Origin of the sequence: Marinobacter iranensis (genome assembly GCF_029207565.1) — a bacterium.
In the GTDB taxonomy this organism is placed as follows: Bacteria; Pseudomonadota; Gammaproteobacteria; order Pseudomonadales; family Oleiphilaceae; genus Marinobacter; species Marinobacter iranensis.
Map to the genome: position 1 here is coordinate 121801 of NZ_JANCMW010000012.1, position 25349 is coordinate 147149.

Annotated in this window: 20 protein-coding genes; 12 read left to right on the forward strand and 8 right to left on the reverse strand. The window is 57.9% G+C overall.

All coding sequences use genetic code 11. From position 1 onward, the window contains the following. Nucleotides 1-13: 13 nt before the first annotated feature. A complete protein-coding gene (gene plsB / locus NLU14_RS17165; RefSeq protein WP_275708774.1) occupies nt 14-2482 on the reverse strand; it encodes a glycerol-3-phosphate 1-O-acyltransferase PlsB in 2469 nt (822 codons plus the stop codon). Nucleotides 2483-2624: 142 nt separating this feature from the next. On the opposite strand from plsB, the gene nudC reads away from it, so the two are divergent. Together nudC and murI are read left to right on the forward strand one after the other, a co-directional pair. Continuing rightward, nucleotides 2625-3464, forward strand: a complete 840-nt coding sequence (nudC, locus tag NLU14_RS17170; protein ID WP_275708776.1) for an NAD(+) diphosphatase — start codon at nt 2625-2627, stop codon at nt 3462-3464. Then, nucleotides 3461-4315 carry a glutamate racemase gene (gene murI / locus NLU14_RS17175; protein ID WP_275708778.1) on the forward strand — a complete coding sequence of 285 codons (855 nt, stop codon included), beginning with the start codon at nt 3461-3463 and terminating at the stop codon, nt 4313-4315. Before nudC ends, murI begins: the two co-directional genes overlap by 4 nt. Here murI and NLU14_RS17180 read toward each other — a convergent pair. The 4 genes from NLU14_RS17180 to NLU14_RS17195 all read right to left on the reverse strand — a co-directional run bounded on the left by NLU14_RS17180 (nt 4293) and on the right by NLU14_RS17195 (nt 10430). Then, the gene (locus tag NLU14_RS17180) at nt 4293-5300 is read right to left on the reverse strand and encodes a DUF2156 domain-containing protein (protein ID WP_275708780.1); all 1008 of its coding nucleotides are present in this window, start codon (nt 5298-5300) and stop codon (nt 4293-4295) included. The two genes, murI and NLU14_RS17180, sit on opposite strands and share 23 nt — an antisense overlap. Before the next feature lie 49 nt (nt 5301-5349). Continuing rightward, a complete protein-coding gene (locus tag NLU14_RS17185; protein WP_275708782.1) occupies nt 5350-6003 on the reverse strand; it encodes a class I SAM-dependent methyltransferase in 654 nt (217 codons plus the stop codon). Between the two features lie 248 nt (nt 6004-6251). Next, nucleotides 6252-8426 (reverse strand): EAL domain-containing response regulator, encoded by a 2175-nt coding sequence (locus NLU14_RS17190; protein WP_275708784.1) that lies wholly within the window; start codon nt 8424-8426, stop codon nt 6252-6254. Nucleotides 8427-8450: 24 nt separating this feature from the next. After that, entirely contained in the window at nt 8451-10430 is a 1980-nt protein-coding gene (locus NLU14_RS17195) for an HDOD domain-containing protein (protein ID WP_275708786.1), read from the reverse strand. Nucleotides 10431-10749: 319 nt separating this feature from the next. Between NLU14_RS17195 and NLU14_RS17200 the strand changes: the two genes are divergently transcribed. The 4 genes from NLU14_RS17200 to NLU14_RS17215 all read left to right on the forward strand — a co-directional run bounded on the left by NLU14_RS17200 (nt 10750) and on the right by NLU14_RS17215 (nt 16819). Then, the gene (locus NLU14_RS17200) at nt 10750-12066 is read left to right on the forward strand and encodes an AAA family ATPase (protein ID WP_275708788.1); all 1317 of its coding nucleotides are present in this window, start codon (nt 10750-10752) and stop codon (nt 12064-12066) included. Between the two features lie 261 nt (nt 12067-12327). Next, nucleotides 12328-13863, forward strand: coding sequence for a fatty acyl-CoA reductase (locus NLU14_RS17205; protein ID WP_275708790.1), 1536 nt, complete (start codon nt 12328-12330; stop codon nt 13861-13863). A gap of 299 nt (nt 13864-14162) precedes the next feature. Then, nucleotides 14163-16109: an acetate--CoA ligase gene (gene acs / locus NLU14_RS17210; protein WP_275708792.1), complete on the forward strand. Its 1947-nt coding sequence runs from the start codon at nt 14163-14165 to the stop codon at nt 16107-16109. A gap of 44 nt (nt 16110-16153) precedes the next feature. After that, on the forward strand, nt 16154-16819 hold the full coding sequence (locus NLU14_RS17215) for a LuxR C-terminal-related transcriptional regulator (RefSeq protein WP_027831250.1): 666 nt from the start codon (nt 16154-16156) through the stop codon (nt 16817-16819). A gap of 128 nt (nt 16820-16947) precedes the next feature. Here NLU14_RS17215 and NLU14_RS17220 read toward each other — a convergent pair whose 3' ends face one another. Further along, nucleotides 16948-17928, reverse strand: a complete 981-nt coding sequence (locus NLU14_RS17220) for a D-2-hydroxyacid dehydrogenase (RefSeq protein ID WP_275708795.1) — start codon at nt 17926-17928, stop codon at nt 16948-16950. A 172-nt stretch (nt 17929-18100) separates the two neighbouring features. On the opposite strand from NLU14_RS17220, the gene NLU14_RS17225 reads away from it, so the two are divergent. The 3 genes from NLU14_RS17225 (at nt 18101) to NLU14_RS17235 (ending at nt 20200) form a co-directional block, all read left to right on the forward strand. Continuing rightward, the gene (locus NLU14_RS17225; RefSeq protein ID WP_275708797.1) at nt 18101-19327 is read left to right on the forward strand and encodes a pyridoxal phosphate-dependent aminotransferase; all 1227 of its coding nucleotides are present in this window, start codon (nt 18101-18103) and stop codon (nt 19325-19327) included. Between the two features lie 5 nt (nt 19328-19332). Beyond that, on the forward strand, nt 19333-19524 hold the full coding sequence (locus NLU14_RS17230) for a CPXCG motif-containing cysteine-rich protein (RefSeq protein WP_275708799.1): 192 nt from the start codon (nt 19333-19335) through the stop codon (nt 19522-19524). Between the two features lie 106 nt (nt 19525-19630). Next, nucleotides 19631-20200 carry a YceB family lipoprotein gene (locus NLU14_RS17235; RefSeq protein ID WP_275708801.1) on the forward strand — a complete coding sequence of 190 codons (570 nt, stop codon included), beginning with the start codon at nt 19631-19633 and terminating at the stop codon, nt 20198-20200. Here NLU14_RS17235 and NLU14_RS17240 read toward each other — a convergent pair. Continuing rightward, nucleotides 20187-21353 carry an isocitrate/isopropylmalate dehydrogenase family protein gene (locus tag NLU14_RS17240; RefSeq protein ID WP_275708803.1) on the reverse strand — a complete coding sequence of 389 codons (1167 nt, stop codon included), beginning with the start codon at nt 21351-21353 and terminating at the stop codon, nt 20187-20189. The genes NLU14_RS17235 and NLU14_RS17240 overlap by 14 nt on opposite strands. A 204-nt stretch (nt 21354-21557) precedes the next feature. Here NLU14_RS17240 and NLU14_RS17245 point away from each other — a divergent pair, with 204 nt between their 5' ends. Next, nucleotides 21558-21914, forward strand: coding sequence for a hypothetical protein (locus tag NLU14_RS17245; protein ID WP_275708804.1), 357 nt, complete (start codon nt 21558-21560; stop codon nt 21912-21914). On the opposite strand, the gene NLU14_RS17250 is transcribed toward NLU14_RS17245, so the two are convergent. Then, a complete protein-coding gene (locus tag NLU14_RS17250; RefSeq protein WP_275708806.1) occupies nt 21915-22808 on the reverse strand; it encodes a LysR family transcriptional regulator in 894 nt (297 codons plus the stop codon). Between the two features lie 119 nt (nt 22809-22927). Between NLU14_RS17250 and NLU14_RS17255 the strand changes: the two genes are divergently transcribed. Together NLU14_RS17255 and NLU14_RS17260 are read left to right on the forward strand one after the other, a co-directional pair. Further along, entirely contained in the window at nt 22928-24139 is a 1212-nt protein-coding gene (locus NLU14_RS17255; protein ID WP_275708809.1) for an acyl-CoA dehydrogenase family protein, read from the forward strand. A gap of 390 nt (nt 24140-24529) precedes the next feature. Next, a complete protein-coding gene (locus NLU14_RS17260; RefSeq protein WP_275708811.1) occupies nt 24530-25345 on the forward strand; it encodes an SDR family oxidoreductase in 816 nt (271 codons plus the stop codon). Nucleotides 25346-25349: the final 4 nt, after the last annotated feature.

Consider the following 25349-nt stretch of genomic DNA (forward strand, 5'->3'; position numbering starts at 1 on the left):
CTTGTGAGGGCAATCAGGCCCCGAGCATGGTGACTTGCTGGATGGCCTGGCGTTTTTCCACGCTCAGCACCAGCCTTGCATCTTCCGCCACTTCATCCAGACCTTCGCTATAACACAGCAACCCGTTCTCATCCGTGGTGATAACCCCGTTGTGCTGCATGTTGGCAATGAAGTTGCGGAACAGGGTCTTGTCGAAAAATTCCGGGGCGTTCAGGCCAAACAGGATCGACATGCGCTCCGCCAGCAGGGTGCTCTGTTCTTCCAGTTCGCCGGCAGTGATTTTGCCGGAGCCGTACTTGCGCAGGATGCCGATGGCGATGTGATAGCGCTCCAGGGTCTGGATGATAAACCGGGACAGCACCCGCAGGCGCAGCATGGCGTCGGTGCCTTCCTCCGGGCGGCTGATCCGGTCGTCCTCTTCCTCGAACAACAGCCCCTTGGAAACCAGGACATCAATCCACTGGTTGATCACCCCGGCGATCTCTTCGGTATCGTATTTGAGGAACAGTTCCGACTTGAGGTAGGGGTAGGCCACGCTGGCCAGGAATTCAATCTTGTCCCGGCGCAGGGAGTCCTTGTTCTCGAACAGGCTGGCAATCAGTGATGGCAACGCAAACAGGTGCTGTATGTTGTTGCGGTAATAGGTCATCAGGATGGCGTTGCTGCCTTCCAGCGCAATGATGTCCCCCAGTTTTTGAGGTTGGCGGGTGATCAGCCCCATGTTTTCGCAGTAGTCGACCCAATCCTTGCCGCTGCCTTCCGGAAGGGTAATGGTTTCGGCGTAGGGGAAGGCTTTCAACAGGTCCGCATACTGGTCCATCAGGCGGATAAGCTGGCCCTCATCCATGGCCAGGCGGTCGGTGCCGAGCAAGGCTGTGGCCGTCATGCCAATGGGGTTGACCGCTACCGATGCGTTGATGTGAGACGCCACCCGATTGGACAGTTCGGACACGGCGTTGTTGAGCCAGTGTGGGCGATAATCGGGATCATAGGCTTCGTCCTTCCAGCTTGGATGCACTTCATCGAGCACGTCGGCGAGGGGGATGGCCTCGCCAAAGTTGACGGCTACCCGGCCAAAAGAATTGCTCAGCTTCCGAACTGTCTTGGCAATTGCGAAGATGCTTTCTTTCTGCTTTTTCTTGCCACGCAATTCACCAAGATAGGAGCGACCCTCCATCACCTTCTCGTAGCCAATGTACACCGGCACGAACACGATCGGCTTACGATGGTCGCGCAGGTAGCTGCGCACGGTCATCGAGAGCATGCCGGGCCTTGGCTGCAGCATGCGTCCGGTGCGGCTGCGCCCGCCTTCAACAAAGTATTCAACGGAGTAGCCCCGCGAGAACATCACGTGCATGTATTCGTTGAACACAGTGGCGTACAGCGGATTGTCGCGGAAGCTGCGGCGCATGAAGAAGGCGCCGCCACGCCTCAGAATGGGGCCGACAAGGGGCATGTTCAGGTTGATGCCCGCAGCAATGTGTGGCGGCATCAGCCCGTTTTTATAGAGCACATAGGACAGCAGCAGGTAGTCAATGTGGGAGCGATGGCAGGGAACGTAGACCACGGCGTTGTCCTGGGCCACTTCCTTGGCAACCCGGATGTTGTTGATGGCAATGCCGTTGTAGATACGGTTCCATAGTCGGGACAGCACCACTTCCAGGACACGGATGGTAACAACAGACATGTTTGCGGCGATCTCATCCGCGTACTTGTAGGCCTTGGCGCGAACCTTTTCCGGAGGAATGTCGTCCTTGCGGGACGTTTCCCGGATGGCTTCCTTGACCGCCTGGGTACGAACCAGGCCGCCGACGAGCGTGCGGCGATGGGACAGGTCCGGGCCAAGCACCGCCTGGCGCACGCGGCGGAAATGGGTGCGGAGAATCCGCGCGAGTTTGCGGTTGGCGCGTTCCTCGCTGTGGCGGTATTCATCAATCACCTGCCGCAGGGACAGGGGCTGATTAAACTGCACGTAGGTACTGCGACCGTGAACCATGATGATCAGGAATTTCTGCAACCGTCCGGCTACCGACCAGGTGTCGGATAACAGCAGCTTGACCAGCGACCTTTCCTTGTCTGGTGAGCGCCCCCAGAACAGCGACACGGGGATAATCTGCACATCCTGTTCCGGGTGTTCCAGGCCGTAGCGAACCAGTGCACGGAATTCATTGGTGGGAACGGGGGTCTGACGGCGCCGGAACAGCCCTCCAATCCGGCGGTACAGGAAAAAGAACGAATGGTTGGGGCCATTCTTGACCGGCAGTGAGGATTCGGCACCGGGCAGGCCGGCTCTCAGCACTTCCTGTTCCAGCACCAGGCGGCTGGAAAGCGAACTGTACTGGAGTACGTAGCAAACCGGCTTTTCCGGGTCCACTCCCAGGGCTTCCGTGCTGTTACCGCTGACGTCTGTCCGGACCCACAAAAACAGGATCTTGCGAAAAAGGGTCAGGATCAGGCTGCGAAGGCCCAGGAAAAAACGCATAAATGGTCGCTCCGGTTCACAAAACAGGCGCTAAGTTTACTTGGTTGCGCACGGTGCGGAAAGCCGCGCGGCCGTTCTGTTGTGTTGCACCGCTGTGATACATTTCCGACAGTGCTTTTATAATAGCTTCTGGATCCGGAATATGACGTTATGGACACCCGGCTGGTCTCCAAAAGGGCCCGGCAACAACGATTTTGTGCTGGCCATTGCCGGTGATGCGGTACTGAAGCCTGATAACGGCTGGCTGAGGCCCTGGCAACAGGTTTCTCCGTTTGTACGCGGCGATACCGGCCCGGTTTATGTTGGCCTTCTGGACCAGAAGCCCGTGTACGTCGCCGAGGCTGATGCGGATGCCCTGGCAGGGTCAGCCGAGCCAGTGCCCTTGCGGGAAGCCATCCTGATGATGGAGGACGCGCCTGCGGAAATGCTGGGCACGGCGTTTCAGGTTCACCAGTGGTGGCGGGATCACCGGTTCTGTGGCCGCTGTGGAGAAGTGACCGGCCTACACCCGCTGGAGCGGGCAAAGTGGTGTGAAGCCTGCGGCATTCCGTGGTATCCGCGAGTGGCCCCCTGTGTGATTGTGGTTATCCGCCGTGATGACCGGATGTTGCTGGCGCGCTCGTCGCGGGTGAAGCGCCGCTTCTTCAGTCTGATTGCGGGTTTTGTAGAGCCGGGTGAGAATGTCGAGGCAGCCGTTGCCCGGGAGGTGAAAGAGGAGACCGGTCTTGAGATCAGCGGAATCCGCTACCACTCATCCCAGCCCTGGCCTTTCCCCCACCAACTGATGCTCGGCTTCTTTGCGGATTACGCCGGTGGCGAGTTGGTTCTGCAGGAAGACGAAATTGCGGAGGCAGACTGGTTCCTGCCCGGAGACATGCCACCGGTTCCGCCAGTGACGACCATATCCGGAAGCCTGATTCAGGCCATGGTGAAGGAGATTGAAGGGGTGAAGGAAGCTGAAGGGCAGGGAGCGCGGCCATGACAACGCCGAGGGTGCTGGTCTTTGATTCCGGTGTCGGCGGGTTGAGTGTCGCAGACTGTATCCACCGGAAACTGCCGGGGGTGAGGCTGGTATACCTGGCCGACAATGCGGGCTTCCCCTACGGCGGACAACCGGAATCGGTGGTGATCGAGCGTAGCCAGTCGCTGATCAGTCAGGCCTTGGCAGAGCTTCCCTGCGATGTGATCGTGGTGGCCTGCAATACCGCCAGTACGGTGGTGCTGCCGCATTTGCGCGCGATGACACCAACGCCGGTGATTGGTGTGGTCCCGGCGGTAAAGCCGGCCGCCGCAGTGTCTGAAAATCGCCGTATCGGTGTGCTGGCAACCCCTGCCACTGTCCGGCGCCCCTACCTTAACGATCTGATCAACGAATTTGCCAGTGACTGTGCGGTTGAGCGGCTGGGGGTTCCTGACCTGGTTCAGTGGATCGAGAACCTGGTCACCGGTACGCCGGTCCCTGAGCAGGCGCTGTCCAGGGCATTGCAGCCGTTCCGGGATGCCGGTGTGGATACCGTGGTACTCGGTTGCACCCATTACCCCCTGATAAAAGATCTGTTGCAGCGCCACCTGCCAGAGGTAAAGCACTGGGTTGATTCCGGGGAAGCGATTGCCCGCCGGGCGGCCTGGTGGCTTGATCAGCAGGGACATCCTCTGGACAGCCTGTTATCAAACGCCAGCGATGCAGGCGAGCCGGTTGATGCGGCCCTGTTTTCCGGTGACACGCCCGAGGGTGCCGTACCCTTCATGGAGCGGCTGGGGCTGGGTGCTGTCAGAACCCGGGGGCACTGGCCTGTGCCGGCAGCAGGTTTTACAGCAGCCGGGTCAGTTTGAACATGGCCAGGAATTCCAGTGCTGGTAATGATCGGCGGTGGCAGCAATAGGTCTTGAAATTGTCACCGCGGAAACGCGACTTGGTGAATTCCAGCCCTTTGAAGTTGTAGAGGAAGTTACCCCGCTGATACAGGCCGTGCATAATGCGCTTCAAAAGCCGGCTTTCCTGGTGTTCAGTCGCCTGGTCCAGAGACAGGGGGATGAGACCCAGGTCCAGGTAGGGCACGCCCTCGGCCTTGAATTCGCTCATGGCATGGGCCATCAGGGTGTAGAAAATACCCTGGCGAAAGTCTGCATTGGCCCGTGAAATATTGGGTACGTAGCTGATAATCTCGTTGTTGCGATAGATGGGGTCAAAGTAGATAAAACCCACCGCCTTGCCATCCTGGTAAGCGTAAAAATGGCGCTCGTTCTCTCGATATTCCATTTCCATGGGGCGAATCAGGAAACGAATTTCCTTACTCTTGCACTTGCGGGTGCGAATCCAGGCATCGGAAATTTCCCGTGTGTGGTCATCGCTGAAGCGCTCCATCACGGTAATGCCGTTCTTCTCGGCCTGATTAAGGGCGGTGCGCAGGATTTGCTTCTTTTTACCGCTCAATGACCAGTTTTTCAGGCTGATTCGGGATTCGCTGCCAAACTGTGTGCCGAACAGACCAAAGCGGCGGTAAAGGTAGTCCACCACCGGTTTGGAAACCTGGATATAGCAGGCGTTGGGGAAGCGCTGGTGAAACTGTTCCAGAATAGTCTCGAAGTGCTCTGGCGCGGTGACCGGGTCCGACAGCACAAAAGTGCCTCCCCACTTGCGCATATACGCCAGATAACCCATGCCGGGAACATCGAAGTACTGCATTCCCGGTTGCAGTGTCGAAAAGGACTGGGAGTGGGTGCCGTACTTTTTCAGGTAACTGATTCGCTCGGGGAAGGTAAAGGCGCCTTCTTCCAGTGAGCTAATACTGTCGAGTGAAAGGATCTGGTCTGACATTGTGTAACTCCCCCGTTTATTGTTTTAGAGCCGGCGTGAGATCCCGTGTCTATGCCTGTTTCCGTCCCAGGATTGACCAGTAGCAATTCATGTTCAGCAGCTTGAAGTGCTTTTTCTCGGTCACCTGCAGGCCGAGGCGCTGCATGTGCTCGGGGTAGTTGTAGATCTTGTGGAAGGCGTTGTTGGCGAACAGCCAGAAGATAAACACGGCCATATACCAGTACATTTTCTTGAACAGACGAGCCACGATGTTGCCGGTGGGGTAGCAGAAGTCGCCCACCACAACCCTGGCGTCAGCCTTGCCCAGACGGATCAGGTGCTCCAGAACCCGCACCATCATGTCCTCATCGAACACGTTGAGGAAAAAGTTGGCCACCACCATGTCGTAGTGCTCGAACTCTTCCACCTTCATGATGTCGCTGTGGATGCGGCGGATGGTCAGGTGCGGGGCTTCTTTTTCCTGGGCTTCGGCAAACTTGCGCAGCATGGTTTCGGACAGGTCCACAACGGTAACGTCTGCGCCCAGTTCAGCAGCGCGGATCGCATCGCGGCCATGGCCAACGCCGGCGAACAGGATGCGGGCTCCGGGCTTCACGGTTTCCACGTCCAGCATGGCGGTCTTGCATCGATGGATGTTCTTGCCGCTATAGAGGTTGCTCAGAAAATCGTAAACCGGACCAATGTATTTGTATTTATCGCGCATGGTGCCTTTCGCCTGTCCAGATCCTGTGGATGCCGCCATCATTTTTGTGATTGTTGGTTCACCCGAAGGTGATCTGATGGAAGCGCCTTATGGATTTGAGCTTAGAGAAGGCGAGGGGGGAATTATGTGCAGTAACGCGCATTTCCAGATACACAAAGTAACGAACTGAAACACTTTGCAAACCAGATCAACATTTTAGATCTGACTGTCAGACAATGGAGTATCGAAAGATAAGGAGGGGTAAGGATTCAGAAGGCGACAGCGCGCACTGGCACATGTCCGAGGGTCTTGGCGATCACGTCGGCGGGTCTTGCCGGGCCGTAGAAGAATCCCTGTACCTGATGGCAGCCCAGGCTTTTGAGGTAGGCCAGTTGTTCATCCGTTTCCACGCCTTCGGCTACAATTTCCAGCTTCAGGCCATGGGCCATGGCAATAATGGCGTTAACGATACAGGCGCCATCCTCGCCACTGCGGATGGCTTTCACAAACGACTGGTCCACCTTCAGGGTGTGGATGGGCAGCCGGTGGATGTAGTTCAGGGACGAATAGCCGGTGCCGAAATCATCAATGGCAATCCTGACACCGAATGAAGCCAACTCCCGGAGTTTCTGACTGATCTGCTCAAGATCGTTCATGATCACGTTTTCCGTGATCTCGATTTCCAGGTTCTGGGGTGGGAATCCGTGGGCGTGGATCTGTCCCATCAGGGTTTCCACGAAACGGGGATGTTCCACCTGAACGGGTGACAGATTGACGGCCAGGCGCAGGTCGCTGTGGCCTTCGCGAATCCACTGGCCGACGTCGTGGCAGGCCTGGTCCAGTACGCATTCACTGAGCTTGGCGATCAGCTTGGTTTCTTCGGCCAGTGGCAGGAAGTCCCGCGGATAGAGCAGTCCCCTTTCCGGGTGTTGCCACCGTACCAGGGCCTCCAGGCCGACGACGCGATTGGTGGAGGAGCAGACCTGGGGCTGATAGAACACCCGCAGCTCGTCACGCTCCAGCGCCAGCCGCAGGTCCCTTTCCAGGCTCAGGCGATTGGCGGTATCAATGCTCATGCTCTCGGAGTAGAAACGGTAGCCGTCCTTGCCCCTGGCCTTGACGTGGTACATGGCGATGTCGGCATTCTGGATCAGGTGATCCATGGATTCGCCAGCGTCCGGGTAGATGGCAATGCCGATGCTTACACCAACGAAGACCTCATGTTCGCCTAACTGGAAAGGCGCACGCAGGGCCTTGATCAGCTTTTTCGAGATCTGTCGCGCGTCCTCGTGGTTGTGAATGGAGGGCAGCAGCAGGGTGAACTCATCACCACCGAAGCGGGACAGGGTGTCGCCCTTGCGAAGGCAACGTTCCAGTCGCTGTGTGACTGCTTGCAGCAGGCGGTCGCCCATGGCATGGCCTAGGGTGTCATTGATGACCTTGAAGCGGTCCAGATCGAGGAACATCACCGCCAGCTTCTGGTCGCTGCGACGGGCATGGGTAATGGCCAGATCCAGCCGGTCCTTGAACAGGGCGCGGTTCGGCAGTCGGGTCAGCAGGTCGTGGTAGGCCTGGAAATTGATAAAGGCTTCTGCTTCCTTACGCTCGGTGACATCGCGGGCGGTGCCGTAATATCGGGCGTCGCGACCGCTGTATTTGCCATCCTCGTCGTTGGAATGGGGCCAGGTTTCCGGATCAATGGGAAAGGCGGTGATTTCGAAATGCCGGGTGGCCTTGCGGCTGCCCCGGGTTTTCAGGCGCACTTCCAGTGTACGGGGGTTGTCTGCTGTTATGTTGGGGCCCTTGAGGGCATAGGTGCCCCGCGCAATGTCCCGGTCATCCAGTATGTGACGAAAGTGACGGCCACAGAGTTCAGCGGGCTGGTAGCCAAGCAGGCTTTCGATCTTGCTGTTCACGAAGCAGAAATGGCCATCGCCATCGAGCATGAACACAATATCGGGTGAGCTGTTGACGATGTAGCGGTGAAGTTCTTCCGACTTCTCCAGGCGCATGCGAATGTGTTCGTGGGCGCGGATCAGTGATCGCTTGCCGAGAACGCCGTCGACGGTCGCCAGCAGTTCTTCCGGGTCGAAAGGTTTGCGGATGTAGTCCAGCGCCCCCCTTCGCAGGGCGCGGCTGACGGAACTGAACGAGCTCTCCCCGCTGACAACGATCACTCCACAGTCGGGTTGCCCGGAAGAGAGGCGTTCCATGACATCGAATCCGTCCACATCGGGCATGCGCAGATCCAGCATTGCCAGGTCGAAGGATTCCTCCTCAAGAATGCGGCACGCCATGCGGCCACCTTCTGCTTCGGTGACTTCATATCCCTTACTCCTGAGCAGTGATGCCAGGCCGGATAGCAGTCTCGGGTCGTCATCGACGACAAGGATACGTGCCGTTGCTCCGTTACCGGAAGTCCATTCGGTGCTCGCAGGTTTCATGTCAGTATGCCCGTCGCTTCTTCGTCATTCGTCATCGTTTTTTTTATTTGCCGCCGCGGGGAACAGTATTCTGAACGCTGTCCCTCCACGCCCTGTGCGGCAATTAATGATGCCCTCCATGTCATCAATAAGCTGTTTGACTACGCTCAGGCCCAGGCCGCTATGGCCCTTGCCCTTGGTGGACCGAACCGGCGAAAACAGGTTTTTGCGAACGTCGGCAGGAATTCCATTGCCTGTGTCCGACACCTCCAGTTCAACCCAGGTTTTTCCGCTTTGCCAAACTGGGGCGAGCGTGTGAATAGACACTTCGCCACCTCTGGCAAGGCACTCTGCCGCATTGCGAACCAGGTTAATAACCACCTGCCGGATGACCGCGCCAGGCACGGCGACATCGGTCGGGTCTTCGCAAAGCTCCAGTTCCAGCGTCTTTTCCTCTCCACTGAACAGGCTGTCTTCCAGCAGGTCCCTCAGAATTCGCAGTTCGTCGTTAAGATTGCAGACACCAGTGGGCTCCGCCATGTCATGGTTTGGCGAGCGACTGATCTGCAGCAGCAGATCTCCGGCCCGGTCTAGCTCGTCCCGTATGACGTCCAGTTCTTCCTGTACCTCGTCATCGTCCAGGCGGTTGCGCAGCTGATAGATATACTGGCGAATGATGGTCAGCGGGTTGCTTACCTCATGGACCTGGCGACGGATGGCCTGTCGGGCCAGCTCTGCCTCCATGCCGTCCTGGTTGCTTCCGCTATCGGACAGCGTGGCAGCCACGGCTGCGGACAGTTTTTCACTGAACAGACGCCCCAGCTCTTCCGTCTGCCCCGAGCTTTCACTGTCAGTGCCCACGATAAACACGCCGGCGCATTGTTCTTCGCCATTCACCGGGATGGCCACCAGTGAAGGGGTTTTCAGTAGCGAAAGCAACTGGCGGTCGAGTACCGTTGGTGAGCGGTCGTCGAGGCACAACGTGTTACCGCTGCTGAATGCCTCGGTCAGTACGCTGTCGGCTGGCCCGCTGGCCACTGTGAGATCGGGAATATCGCCATTGCTGGCGGACAGCAGCGTGAGCCCATCTCCGGCCTGGCCAAAATAGAGGGCCGGCAGGCCGGTGATCAGTGTCAGGCTGCTGACGGTTGCGGCCAGGCATTCCTGGGCGCTGCCACGGATCGGCGACAGTTCCAGCGCCTGGCTCGCCATGGCCTGCTTAAGAATGGTCTGCTTGAGCTTGTGGTTGGAGTGGCTGGCGTCGTATTCCTCGGACAGCGGAATACCCAGCGATTCGGCCACGCCGCTTACTTCCTGGTCGATGCGGCGGTTGATTTCCCGTGTCAGCTCTTCGTTGAGGCCAAATATCGTTCCGGCCGCAGCAATACCGGCAGCATCGGACAGTGCCAGTCGAGTCGCCAGGCTGATCAATTTAACCAGATGCCCCGCATCGCGGATTTCAGTGGGCATGGCCTGCTGGTAACGCATGGCATCAACCGCCATTGGGCCCAGGCCCCAGGAGTTGACCAGTTCCGCGGCAATGTCGGACTGGTGGTCAAAATAGAATTGTTGGGTTTCTCCCGGCGGAGTTTTGAGTGCAATCAGTTCACCAACGTTGTGAAGCATACCCAGCATGAAGGCCTGATCGGGCTCCGGGTAGCGTGTCAGTGTTGCCAGGGCTCTTGCGGTGAGGGCGGTGGTCAGGGAGTGGCGCCAGAAATCCCGTAGCTGTTGCCACTGGTCCGCCCCGAGTTCGTAAAGGATCTGGCGCAGGGCTGCTGTCAGTACCAGGGTATGGAAGCGTCGTGTACCCAGCCTGAGCAGGGCCTGGTCGATGGATCGGATTTGGGCGGCGGGGCCGTAAAGTGCCGAATTGGCCAGTGCGAGAACCCGTGTAACCAGGGCGGTGTCTGCGGAAACAATGTCACTTATCCGGCGATAGCTTTCCTCCTGATGACAGGCTTCCAGCGCCCTGAGAGTAACCTCCGGGAGACTTGGTAGCTGTATGTCAGGGGCAATATGCATAGGCTTGCCTGTGTGCCGTGTCAGATAAGTCGTCAGTTTCTGACGGTTTGTTCATAAACACTGATCGGAATGAGCTTAGACAATAAGCCGCATTTATTAAATAGTTATTGTTCCTTTTTTAGGCAAAGTATTACCTGTGTTGTGATGTGTGTAAACTTTTTACAGGTTAAATGTCGTCAATTCACCCATGATTGGTCGGCCAAACGGCATGTTTTTGTCTACAGTTAGAACCCTGTCCGGGTTACACTTTGACACAGTACTCAAATTTCCACCCGGATTACGTGTTAGTCAACGGACCAGACAGCGCCTATAAGCATTCATGACGGACTCCCGCACTTCCAGGCACATTCCGAAACAGCCCAGGACACTGGCCATTACCGGTGGCAAGGGTGGCGTCGGTAAAACATCGGTGGCCCTGAATCTTTCCCTGACACTTGCAAGGGAGGGTTACAGGGTTTTGTTGCTGGATGGTGACACCGACCTGGCCAACGTTAGTATCATGCTGGGGCGCTATCCGGAACGCACCCTCGCCAACGTTATGGCAGGCGATTGCGGGCTGCGGGACGTGATCATGGAGGCCGAGTGGGGGTTGCATATCATTCCCGGTGCATCGGGGGTTGAGCAATGCGTTGACATGGCCGCGGAGGAAAGCCTTCGGGTGCTCAAGGCGCTCTCCCGGCTGGAGAAGGATTACGATTATGTGATCACGGATACCGCCTCCGGTTTGCAGAAGACCGGTATGCACATGATCGCTGCGGCGGAACTGGCCTGTGTGGTGGTGACGCCAGACCCCGCTTCGCTGACCGACGCTTTCTCCCTGATCAAGCTGCTGATTCGCCGCGGCTATCGCAGAACGCCCAGTGTGCTGGTGAATATGGCCCAGGGCGCCAGCCAGGCCCGTTCGGTATTCCAGCGCCTTGACGCAGCCGCGCAGCGGCACTTGGGATTGCAGTTACACTATCTTGGCGCGATCTGGCGGGACGAAACCCTGCGCCAGTCGGTACTGAACCAGCGCCCGGTAGCACTGATGCCGGCCTCCGATCCGTCCAGCCGTCAGTTTCGCACACTGGCCGACATGCTGAACGTGAGGCTGCGCCAGTTGCCACCGCGCAAGGCCGGGATTGCAGCATACTGGCACCGGGTGTCTTCCGGGGCTACGGAACAGGTGCAATCAACTGGCAGTAAACAACCGAAAGTGCCGGTGGACCCGGCACAGGAATGCAAGCGGCTGACTGCGGAACTCGGCGAAATACTTGCAGGGAGTAATGATAAGCCTCTGCTGCGTTATGAAGCGTTTCAGGGGCTGTTTGCACTGTTGGGGCGCAGGATGGATGCGGATACAATTGAGATCATCCAGACCGGCCTGGGGTCCCTTGACTGGGATAAACTGGATAAGGAACAAAGGGAGCATATGGCGACCCATCTCCGCCATCTGGCAGCCCAGGTCGCCCCCGGGGTTGCCCGGCATGAGGCAGAAGAACCCGCAAGACCCAGGAAAGAGCGGGAACCCTATTACGATCGCATCAGCTTTGGTGAGCAGAGCCGTTTGATCAGGGCGCTCAAGGAACAGCCCTCCAACATCTCCCTGGACCAGCTCCTGCGCTCTCTGGCGGGCACGGACAAGAACGGCTCCTGACTGTTTTTTACCTGCTTTTCACCCACTTTTTTTCACTTCCTTTTTCCGTGCCGAGTCACCTTATTTAATTGTCATATTATTGATGCAATTTGTAGCGTAACTTTGCTCTATGTCACCGCACTGTCATTCCGTCTGTGCAAAAATTAGCCTTATTCCCGGAATCGTGGCCCGCAAAATGCAGTGGTCAGGCGAAGCAGTTTCTAACCTGAAAACCGACTGCACTTGATGGCTACACAGTAAATTTGAGAAGGAGTTCCCGCCATGGCACAACAGCAGCAATACGGAGCGTCAGCGTCCGGTGTTCTTGAACAATTACGCGGAAAGCACGTGCTGATAACCGGTACCACCGGATTTCTTGGCAAGGTGGTGCTGGAAAAACTGATTCGCACGGTGCCGGATATTGGTGGTATTCACCTTTTGATCCGTGGCAACAAAAGATACCCCGGAGCACGGGAGCGGTTCCTCAATGAGATTGCCAGTTCTTCGGTTTTTGAGCGTCTTCGACACGACGACAACGAGGCGTTTGAAACCTTTCTCGATGAGCGCGTCCACTGCATTACCGGCGAGGTGACCGAGCCCCGTTTCGGGCTCGTGCCGGATCGATTCCGGGCGCTTGCCGGCCAGGTGGATGCATTTATCAATTCCGCGGCCAGTGTGAATTTCCGTGAAGAGCTCGATAAGGCCTTGAAAATAAACACCCTGTGCCTTGAGAACATTGCCGCACTGGCTGAGCTCAACAGCAGGATGGCGGTTATCCAGGTGTCCACCTGCTACGTGAATGGCAAGAATTCCGGCCAGGTTACCGAGTCCGTGATCAAACCGGCTGGCGAGACCGTTCCCCGTAACCCTGATGGCTACTATGAAATTGAAGAACTTCTGCATCTGCTGCAGGACAAGATATCCGATGTCCAGGCCCGATACTCCGGCAAAGTGCTGGAAAAGAAACTGGTGGACCTGGGGATTCGCGAAGCCAACACCTACGGCTGGAGTGACACCTACACCTTCACCAAGTGGCTGGGTGAGCAATTGCTGATGAAAGCGCTGGCGGGTCGTTCCCTGACGATAGTGCGCCCGTCCATAATTGAGAGCGCACTGGAAGAGCCTTCTCCGGGCTGGATAGAAGGCGTGAAGGTGGCCGACGCCATTATCCTCGCTTATGCCCGAGAGAAAGTGTCGTTGTTCCCGGGTAAACGCAGCGGCATCATTGACGTCATTCCCGTGGACCTGGTCGCCAACACCATCGTTCTGTCGCTGGCCGAAGCCATTTCCCAGTCGGGACAACGTCGCATCTATCAATGCTGCAGTGGCAGTTCCAACCCGATTTCACTGGGGGAGTTCATTGACCACCTGATGGCGGAGGCCAAGTCCAACTACGCCGAGTACGACCAGTTGTTCTATCGCCAACCCACCAAACCCTTTATTGCGGTAAACCGCAAACTGTTCGATGTTGTGGTTGGCGGAATGCGTGTGCCATTGTCGATTGCTGGCAAGGTGCTAAGGCTGGCTGGCCAGAACCGGGAACTGAAAGTGCTGAAGAACCTCGATACCACCCGGTCACTGGCAACCATATTTGGCTTCTACACGGCGCCGGACTATATCTTCCGCAACGATAAGCTGATGGCGCTGTCTTCCCGGATGGGCGAACTGGACCGGATGTTGTTCCCGGTGGATGCGCGCCAGATCGACTGGCAGCTATACCTGCGCAAGATCCACCTTGGTGGCCTTAACCGTTATGCCCTCAATGAGAGGAAGCTGTATAGCCTGCGCACCACCCAGGCTCGCAGGAAAGCTGCGTAACACTCGGTCATTCGGCTCTCGGTTCATCCGGCCCCCCTGGCCCCAGGGGTCGGTCTTCCACTTGTTGTTTCTGTCAGTGGGGCTATCCTGTAAGTCAGGCCCCAGCTCAACAGGGTTACCCCTCGTGAAACCGTCATTTTGGCTAAAAGTGCTGGCATGTTAGGACGTTAGTCTAATTCATTGTTCACTGGCACGCATGTTGAACTATGGGTATCCGTCTTCAGGGCTTTTTTTGCCCGGCACGCTCTTTATTAAAAAACCGATAATGACAACAGACTCTGACTATAAGGGGGAGCACAATGACTGATAAACAGGTTTATCCGGTAACTCCGGACGTGGCCAAACGGGCCCTGCTAAACCGGGATCAGTACGAGAAGATGTATAACCAGTCGGTGGAAGACCCGGAAACCTTCTGGGCCGAACACGGTAAGCGGCTGGACTGGATCAAGCCTTTCTCAAAGGTGAAGAACACCACTTACGATTACGACAACCTTTCCATCAAGTGGTTTGAAGACGGCCAGCTGAACGCCGCCGCCAACTGCCTGGACCGTCACCTGGAAAAGCGTGGCGACCAGACGGCGATTATTTTCGAAGGTGACGATCCCGCCGATTCCCGCAATGTGACCTACCGCGAACTGTATGAAGAAACCTGTAAGTTCGCCAATGTCCTGAAATCCCAGGGTGTGAAGAAAGGCGATGTGGTCACCATCTACATGCCGATGATCGTTGAAACGGGTGTTGCCATGCTGGCCTGTGCCCGTATCGGTGCCATTCACTCTGTTGTCTTCGGTGGCTTCTCACCGGAAGCACTCGGTGCCCGCATTGCCAACGGCAAGTCCCGTTTTGTGGTAACCGCTGATGAAGGCGTTCGCGGTGGCCGCAAGATCCCGCTCAAGAAAAACGTCGACGCGGCCCTGAACAATGAGGCCGGCGCCAATGTGGACAAGGTCATTGTAGTCAAGCGCACCGGCGGCGATGTGCCCTGGAAAGACGGCCGCGACCAGAGCTATGAAGAACTCATGAAGGGCGCATCGACAGACTGCCCCGCCGAGCCCATGAACGCGGAAGATCCGCTGTTCATGCTGTACACCTCCGGTTCCACCGGCGCGCCGAAAGGCGTGCTGCACACCACCGGCGGTTACATGGTCTTCACCTCCATGACCCATGAATACGTCTTCGACTACCACGATGGCGACATTTACTGGTGTACGGCGGATTTCGGCTGGGTCACCGGCCATAGCTACATCCTGTACGGCCCGCTTGCCAACGGTGCGGTTACCGTGTTGTTCGAGGGTGTGCCCAACTATCCGGACACCTCCCGCATGGGCCAGGTGGTGGACAAGCACAAGGTAAATATCCTGTACACAGCGCCCACCGCCATTCGTGCCCTGATGGCCGAAGGCGAGTCGTGCATGGACGGTACCAAACGTGAAAGCCTGCGCCTGCTGGGCTCGGTGGGTGAACCAATCAACCCCGAAGCCTGGGAGTGGTACCACCGCGTGATTGGCAACAGCAAGTGCCCGATTGTGGACACCTGGTGGCAGACCGAAACCGGCGGTATCCTGATTTCGCCGCTGCCGGGCGCGATTGATCTCAAGCCTGGCTCCGCCACTGTTCCGTTCTTCGGTGTGAAGCCGGCGCTGGTGGACAATGATGGCAAGATTCTGGAGGGCAAGACCGAGGGTAACCTGGTTATCCTGGACAGCTGGCCGGGCCAGATGCGCACCATCTTTGGCGATCATGAGCGTTTCAAACAGACCTACTTCAGTACTTACAAAGGTATGTACTTCACCGGTGACGGCGCCCGTCGCGATGAAGATGGCTACTACTGGATCACCGGCCGCGTGGACGACGTACTGAACGTGTCCGGTCACCGCCTGGGTACGGCTGAGGTAGAGAGCGCCCTGGTGGCTCACGACAAGGTCGCTGAAGCCGCTGTGGTAGGCTACCCCCATGAGATCAAGGGGCAGGGCATCTATGTCTACGTGACCCTGGTTCACGGCGAGGAGCCCACCGACGAGCTGAAAAAGGAACTGGTCCAGTGGGTGCGTAAGGAAATTGGTCCGATTGCGTCTCCGGATGTGATCCAGTGGGCGCCTGGACTGCCCAAGACCCGTTCTGGCAAGATTATGCGTCGGATTTTGCGTAAGATTGCATCCAACGAGCACGATCAGTTGGGAGACACCTCCACCCTGGCGGACCCGGGTGTGGTGGATGACCTGATCAGCGGTCGTGCCAACAAGTAAGGCCTGCTTGTTATCAGGCTGTGTACCTGTGAGGAAACTGTTGAATGACACAAACCATTATCGTCGCCGATGATCACCCGCTGTTTCGGGCAGCTTTGAAACAGGCGGTCAGTCAGGCGGTACCTGATGCCAGAACAGTGGAAGTGGACAGCATCAAGGCGCTGCAGGCGGCGGTGGAGTCGCATCCGGATGCGGATCTGGTGTTGCTGGATCTGAATATGCCGGGCGCCCATGGTTTCTCGGGGCTCGTGTTCATGCGCGGGCAGTATCCCGGGTTGCCCGTGGTGGTTGTGTCAGGATCGGAGGAAATGCAGGTGATGCGCCGTTCGATCGACTACGGGGCGTCTGGCTTCATTCCGAAGTCCGCGCCCTTGCCGACCATCACCGAGGCGATTCAGGCGGTCCTGGAAGGGGATGTCTGGCTGCCGGAGGGAGTGGCGGACAAGATCGAGCGGATGCATTCGGACATGACGGATTTTTCCGAAAAGCTGGCGTCGCTGACGCCGCAGCAGTTCCGGGTGCTGGGTATGCTGGCCGAGGGGCTCCTGAACAAACAGATCGCCTATGATCTGGACGTGTCGGAGGCCACCATCAAGGCGCATATCACGGCGGTGTTCCGGAAGCTGGGAGTTCGCAACCGGACCCAGGCGGTGATTGCGATCCAGCAGATGGAGATTGACCCTTCGGATACGTCATTGTCTGGTAGCTGATTGGCCTGAAGGTTTCGTCGGATTACGCCTTCGGCTAATCCGACCTACGTTTGCGGGCCTGCTTCTCTTGTAGGTCGGATTAGGCAAAGCCGTAATCCGACAACCCAGCCAGCGTTAACCCTCCAGGCTCACTTACTGGCATATCCCAGTTTCTTATCCACCAGATTGAACAGCTCCTCACCCTGGTGCCACCGGTCCAGGTTCTCCAGGAACTGGTCGGTCAACGCCCGTTTCCAGCCGATGAAATCCCCGGACATATGGGGGGTCATGATGACGTTTTCCATGCTCCAGAGAGGGTGATCCTCCGGCAGGGGCTCTTCTTCAAACACGTCAAGGGCTGCGCCGGCGATGTCGCCGTTTTTCAGGGCGGCAATCAGGTCGTCGGTCTTGACCACCGGGCCGCGGCCGATGTTGATCAGGCGGGCGGTTTTGCGCATGGACTTGAAGGCTTTCTCATTGAACAGACCTTCGGTCTGCGGTGTCAGCGGCGCGGCGATGACCACAAAGTCCGCGAGGCCAAGCTGCTCGGTCAGGTCGTCATTGCCATGGACTGCAATAAAGTCAGGGTCGTCATGGCGGGGCTTGCGGGCGATGCCGTGGGGTTTCAGACCCGCAGCCCTGCACAGGCGGGCGATCTGGCCGCCAATGGAGCCAGCGCCAACGATGAGAACCTGTTTGCCTTCGGCTCTCTCCGTTTCCCTGTGCTGCCATTTGTGGTCCGCCTGCAGGCGCAGTGAATGGGGAAAGTCCTTGGCGAACATCAGAATTGTGCACAGCACGTATTCGGCAATGGTGCGATCAAAGATACCCCGCGCGTTGGTAACAATCACATCGCCATCGATCAGGTCAGGGAACATCAGCGCATCAACGCCGGCACTGGTGGCGTGAATCCACTTCAGTTTGTCCGCGGAAGGCCATGCAGCAGCCAGTGCTTCGGTACGGAAGTCCGTCACCATCATCACCTCGGTGCCCGGCAGGGTGTCCCTGAGGGTGGGCTCATCCGAGGCAAAACGAACCTCTGCCCGTGCGCGTAACGCATCCATGCCAGGTGGCTCATTTTCTCCGGGTGCTGTCAGAACGGTCACAACCGGTTTGCTGTGTCGGGTCATCTGTCCTCCGCCAATGAAGTTTGTCCGCGTCCGGTCGCGGTGATCGACAGTCCGGATGTCTGCCTGACAGTCTGGTATCTGAGCGTGAAGTGGTCAAATGTCTTGTACGCCCCCTGTTTACTGACTAACCTGCAGGGGTAGCTATTATTTTGCCCCGTTTCAGGAGGTGTTTATGGCAGAAGCCGCCAATAAAGAGACCGGCCAGACCAAACCGCGTAAAGTGAAATACCGGAAGAACAAGGCCAGTTGGAACCCGGCGATGCAGGCGGTTCCGGTGCCGGGCATTCGTCGCATGGTGAATATGGCGGCCACCATGAAGGATGTCATTCATCTTTCCATCGGTCAGCCGGATTTGCCGACACCCAAGCACGTCATTGATGCCTACATCGATGCGCTCAATGCCGGGCAGACGGGTTACACCATGGATGCGGGCCTGCCCGAGTTGCTGGTCGCTCTGCGGGACTATTATGGCGCCCGTTATGATCGCAAGCTGACCCGGGACAATATCCTGATTACCAGCGGGGCCACCGAGGCCATGTACCTGGCGATTTCGGCAACTTCCGCGCCCGGGCGGCAGTTCATCGTGACAGACCCCTCCTTCCTGCTGTACGCGCCCCTGATCCGCATGAATGGTGGAGAGGTCAAGTTTGTACCCACCCGCGCCGACAACGATCACCAACTGGACCCGGATGAAGTGATCCGCGCCATGGGGCCCCGTACTTTTGCGCTGATCCTGAACAACCCCAATAACCCGACAGGGGCGGTCTACCCGCGCAGTACCGTTGAGACCATCCTTGAAGAATGTGCCTACCGTGGTATCCAGGTGTACGCGGATGAGGTCTACGACCATCTCATTTTTGATGATGACGACTTCGCCAGCGTGCTGAACTGTTCGATGGACCTGGACAACATCATGTGCATCAGCAGTTTCTCGAAAACCTACAGCATGGCCGGGTTGCGGGTAGGCTGGGTGATTTCGAGCCAGGCAGCGATCAAGTCGCTCCGGCGGCTTCACATGTTCACGACTTCGGTTGCCAACACGCCTTCCCAGTTTGCCGGCGTGGCGGCCCTTACTGGCGACCAGCAGTGCGTCAGGAACATGGTGGACATCTACCGCGAACGCCGCGACAAGGTCGTGGAGCTGATAGACCAGACACCCTACCTGACCGGTTACAAACCCGGCGGGGCCTTCTTTGCCTTCCCGGATCTTCCGCCCCATGTGGACGGCTCTGACCTGGCGCTGCGCATGCTCAAGGAAACCGGTGTTTGCCTGGTGCCCGGTGATGCGTTTGGTGAGGGCTGCACCAATGCCGTTCGTATCAGTTTCTCCACAACCTGTGAGAAGCTGGACGAAGCGTTTGACCGGATCATCCCCTGGATGGCCAAACAGCAGTTCTGACGACCATGTCGGCCCTGGACTCGGTGCTTGTTCAATGCCCCTACTGTTGGGAGACGCTGGAACTCAGCGTCGACCCTTCGGTGGCGGATCAGGAATATGTGGAAGATTGCCAGGTGTGCTGCCAGCCCATCGTGGTCCATGTGGTCCTCGACGAAAACCTGACACCCACGGTGGATGTCCGGGCCGAGAACGAATAGCGCCTCCTGGCGTGCCCGCCTTTTCCTGAAGGATCGTTAATCTGGCCAGCTTGCCCAGGCAGCCCGGTTCGCGCAGGATATGGCGATCTTTAAAGGAGAGTCCCCGATGTTCCCAACAACGTCCCGACTGTTATCGGTATTTGTTCTGGTTTCCCTGGCGTTACTCGGCGGCTGCGCCAGCCTGTCTCCCTATTCCATTTCCGAGGCAACGCTGGAGCGGCACCTTCAGGATACCGTGAGCGATTTCGATCGCCAGCAGTTGCAGAGTGGTTCGCCACTCAGCCTCAACCTGAGCAACGCGGATATCACCCTCGGGCCGGATGGCCGTGATGTGGCGGTGATTGATTTGCGTGGCCAGGTGGCCCTGAATGCCCTGATGGCAAAGCTGCCTGTGGATATTGCCCTGAAAGTCGAGGGGGCACCGGTGTACGACAGTGAGGAAAAGGCGATCTATATCAGGCGCCTGCAGCTACTGGAAAGCAGCATCGATTCGCCGTTTTTCAAGGGGGATCTCAAGCCGGTGACGGACACCGTTATGCGTGCCGTGGCACAGATGCTGGAAACCATGCCGGTGTACCGCCTGGATGAAGCGGACTTCACCCAGCGGATGTTTGGCATGGTTCCCATGGACGTGAGGGTGGCGCCCGGACGGCTTGAATTTATTATGGCCGAGTAAGTTTCTCCAGGCGCTCGCGCACGGCCTGGCCGATCTCCTGGGTACCTCGCCGGCTTCCGGCGTTCTCCGCAAGGTCCGCAGCAACGGCGTCGAATAGCTCCCGCCCGGCGGTAGCCACCGCTGGGTCTTTCCGCCCCAGCCACTCCAGCATCCGTGCGGTGGTAAACAACATGGCGGTCGGGTCGGCGAGCCCCTGGCCGGCGATGTCTGGCGCGCTGCCGTGAGTGGGCTCGAACATGGAGGGCATGCCGGAATCGTCCGGATTCAGGTTACAGGAAGGTGCCACGCCCATGCCGCCGGAGAGCACAGCCGCAAGGTCGGTGAGAATGTCACCCTGCAGGTTGCTGGCGACAACCACATCAAAGGCCCACGGAGCCTGAACAAACTTCATGCAGGCGGCATCCACCAACTCATGGTGGGTGGCCACATCCGGGTATTGTTTCGCCATCTCCTCAAAGGCTTCGGTATACATATCCCCCCAATAACGTAGTGCATTACGTTTGGTCACGATGCATACCTGGCTCTCGCAGGTCTTGCCATCCAGCGTGCGGAACTGGCGGGTTCTACCTTCTTCGGCACGGACGGCCGCCCGCAGGCGGGCCTGTTCGAAGCCATAGCGAATAATACGGTCGGTTGCCCGGCGGGTGAACACTTCCATCTGGGTTGCCACTTCGTCGGGTGAACCTTTGCGAAGTCTTCCGCCCTGGCTGACATACTCGCCCTCGCTGTTCTCGCGGATAACCAGCATGTCGATGTCTTTGGCGCGCTCGTCGGCAAGGTACTGACGGGCGCCGGGAAGCAGCCGGGCCGGTCGTTCGCAGACCCACTGGTCAAACCCCTTGCGCATATCCAGCAGGGGCGCCAGGGAGATGCTGTCTGGCAGCAGGTAGCGGTCAGGATCGTCAACCGGGCCGGGGTCGCCCAGGGCGCCCAGGAGAATGGCATCGTAATGCTTCAGCTGATCCAGCGCATCCGCAGGCATGGACTCGCCGTTTTCCTCGTGCCAGGCATGGGAGGGCCAGGGGAAGCGTGTCCACTCCATTGGAAGGTTGTGTCGTTTGCGCAGTGCCTCCAGGCAGTGTACAGCCTCGGCAACCACTTCAGGGCCGATGCCGTCACCGGGGGTTACAGCAATACGGGTTTTCTGGGCCATTCCGGGTACTCCTTCCTGTTGCCGCGATCGTAGAGTCAGCTGTGTGATTCAGTGTAGTCATGTGGCACTGGGATTCCACACGATTTAACAGAGGGTTAGTTTTACCAGTTATGGATTGCTGGTTATAGTGCAGTCAGAAACCGGGATTTGAGGTCCTTGCTGAGCCATACTTCCCGGACTATCCATTCCAATTGAGGGTTTGCCTTGTTCTATCGCCTGATTACCATCGTTGGCGGACTGATTTTCGTCGTTATCCTGTTCTCCCTGATCTGGTTCTTCTGCAAACAGTTCCTGCTTCGCCACGGTGTGAAGGAGCAGGTATCCGACCGCGCCACGGTACTGGCCACCTGGACGTTTGCCGGTGTGAGTGTGGGGCTGGTGTTTGCGGTGCTGGGCGCCTTTATCCTTGGCCCCTGGGCCTTTTACCGTACATTGCGGGGCCATGACGCACCGGTCTCTGACGGTGCGGCCATCTGGTGGGGGTTCGGTATCGTTGCTGCATCACTGGGTATCACGGCGGCTGGCTTCTTCGGTTTCCTCAAGCTGTTAGGCGCGTATTAGTCAGACAATGCTGTTCAGTTGCTCCCGGAACCAGATCAGCGCCGGCTCCCTTTCATAGGCCTTGTGCCAATATAAATGCACATCGATAGCGGGCAGGTCCGCAGGGGCCGTATGGATATCGATATCGGCCCGCTCGGCAATCATGCGGGCGTAGTTCTCCGGCATGGTCAATAACAGGTCGGTTCCTTCCGCCACCCGACAAGCGGCGTAATAATGCTGGCACCGCAGCCGGATGTTTCGCTGCACACCGAACCGCGACAACTCAAAATCCTCAATGCCTGGCCCCTCGGAGCGGGACGACACCAGAACGTGCTTCGCCTCAAGGTACTTGTCCATGGTCAGCCCACTGCCGATTAATGGGTGCCCCTTTCTCGCCAGCACCACCAGCCGGTCCCGCCGTAGCAACTCATGGGCGGTCTGGTTGCTGACCGGCAACAGCACATCCACCGCAAAATCCAGCTTGCCGGCCGCCAGTTGGGTCTCCATATCCCGCCTGGGTACCCTCTGGCTGGTGATTTCCAGCTCCGGGTAGCTTTCCAACCGCCCCATCAGTTTGGGCAAAAAGGTGGACTCCAGAATATCCCGCAGCGCCAGCGAGTAGGTTTTGCGCTGGTTGGCGGGGTCGAAGGCATGGAACTGGTTAACCGCACTCTGTACCTGGGTCAGGCCCGGGCGCATGGATTCCAGGAAGCGGCGGGCCAGGGGCGTTGGCACCATCTGGTTACCCTGCCGGCTGAACAGTGGGTCGTCAAAATGTTCCCGCAACCGTGACAGGGAATGGCTGACCGCGGGCTGGGTCAGGTGCAGGGCCTTGGCCGCGCGGGTCAGGCTGCCTTCCCGGTAGATAGTGTCGAATACGTGCAGCAGGTTCAGGTCCAGCCGGTTGAGTGCCATTGGCGCCTCCTGTTGGTGAATAAGAAATTCTTATAATAGATGATAAGAATAATTCAGTCGCGTAATAGTATAGGGAAATCTAGACTGGCCGATATCGGTCAAACCACGAGGATACGGCGATGGATTTCAATATTTCCGAGAGAGGCCAGGACTATCTCAAGCGCGTCAAAACCTTCATGAAGGAAGAAATCTTCCCCATCGAAGAGCAGTACCACAAGGAACTGATGGCGCAGGAAAACCGCTGGGTTGTGCTGCCCATCATCAAGGAACTGAAGGAAAAGGCCAAAGCTCAGGGCCTGTGGAACATGTTCTTCCCGGACGAAAAACACGGGTGTGGTCTGCTGAACTCCGATTACGCGCTGATTGCCGAAGAAACTGGCCGCAGCTTTATTGCCCCGGAAATCTTCAACTGCAACGCGCCGGACACCGGCAATATGGAAGTGCTGATCCACTACGGTTCCGAGGAACAGAAAGCCGAATGGCTGCCCCGCCTGCAAAGCGGCGAAGTACGCTCCGCTTTCTGCATGACGGAGCCGGCTGTCGCCTCGTCAGACGCCACCAACATGGAAGCGACTGCCGTTGTAGACGGCGACGAAGTGGTCCTCAACGGCCGCAAGTGGTGGAGCACCGGTGTGGGCCATCCGGACTGCAAGGTCGCCATCTTCATGGGCCTGACCGACCCGGACGCCCACAAACACCGCCGCCACTCCATGGTGCTGGTACCCCTGGACACCCCGGGCGTCAAAATCGAGCGCATGCTGCCGGTATTCGGCGCCTACGACGAGCCCTACGGCCACGGTGTTGTCTCTTTCGAGAACGTGCGCCTGCCCAAGAGCGCCTTCATCGCCGGCCCGGGCCGCGGTTTCGAGATCGCACAGGGCCGTCTCGGGCCTGGCCGCGTACACCATTGCATGCGGGCCATCGGTGCGGCGGAACGCACCCTGGAACTGTTGATCAAACGCGCCACCAGCCGCGAGGCGTTCGGTCGCCCCATCGCTAAACTGGGCGGTAACCCGGACATCATCGCCAATGCCCGCATGTCGATTGAGCAGGCGCGGTTGCTGACGTTGAAATGTGCCTGGGCGTTGGATACCAAGGGTATCTCTGGTGCCTTGCAGGAAGTCTCGATGATCAAGGCGGTGATTCCGAAGATGCTTCAGCAGATTGTGGACGAGGCGATTCAGATCCACGGTGGTGCCGGTGTCAGCGATGACGACTTCCCGCTGACCCAGCTGTTCGCCTATGCTCGGGTTCTGCGCCTGGCCGATGGCCCCGACGAGGTTCATCGTGCAATGGTTGCCCGGTTGGAGCTGGCCAAGTATCGGAGCTGAGGTGCTTGTACCATGGTCCTCTGATTGGGTGCATGGAGCCGGCGGGAGGATGTTTCAGAAACACGCTCCTTCGGCACATCCATGTGACGCTTGGACTCCGCCATCCATGGCTCCGTACAGTTTCTGAAACATCCTCCCGCCGTCTCCTGCGGACTTTCGGAGTAGGCCTGTGAGGGAAAGCCAGGTAATTGATGAGCCTTCTGGAAGAATGGATCGGCTAACTGAAAGTTTCGGGAGTCGGCGACGGGGACATCCTTCTGAAACCCTGCGGAGCCATGGATGGCGGAGCGGAGCGTACAGGGACGTATTCACAGCGTGTTTCAGAAGGATGTCCTCGTCGACGGCTCATGCACCGAATTCAAAATCACGAAAACACAGCGGAAAATAACGATGACACAGCGAGTATTTATAACCGGCGGGGCAAGTGGCCTGGGCCGGGCGATTGCCTTGAGGTATGCCAAGAAGGGCGCCAGGGTCTGCATTGGGGACATTAACCCGGAACAGGGTGTTGCCGTAGAGCAGGAGATCAATAACGCCGGTGGCGAAGGGTACTTCGTTGAGTGCGATGTGCGTCGGCTGACGGATCTGGAGAAGATCTGTGCGGATCTGACCGGCAAATGGGGTGGGGTAGACGTTGTGGTCAACAACGCTGGCGTTGCCTCCGCAGGTTCCATCGAAGACACCACCATGGCCGATTGGGAATGGATCATGGACATCAACGTGCTGGGTGTTGTTCGGGGCTGTAAGGCCTTTACTCCGCAGTTCAAGAAGCAGGGCAGCGGTGCGTTTGTGAACATCGCCTCCATGGCCGGGCTGATGCTTGCGCCGCTGATGGACAGCTACAATGTATCCAAGGCCGGTGTGATTGCACTCTCGGAAACCCTGAGCCAGGAACTGAGAGACTCCGGTATACACGTCAGCTGCGTGTGCCCGGCGTTTTTCCAGACCAACCTGACCAGCAGCATGCGGTCGGATATTCCCGGCATTCAGCAGAACGTGAACAAGCTGATGAAGCGCTCCACCATCACCGCCGAAAACGTGGCCGACGATATTGTCCGCTCGGTGGAGAAGGGCGATTTCTGGGTGCTTCCCCACGCCAGGGAGCGCCGTATGTGGGTGCTCAAGCGCCATGCGCCCAGGGCGTTTGACTGGCTGATGCACCAGGAAAGCAAGCGCTGGATGAAGAAAATGGGCGGTAAGGCTTAAGTCA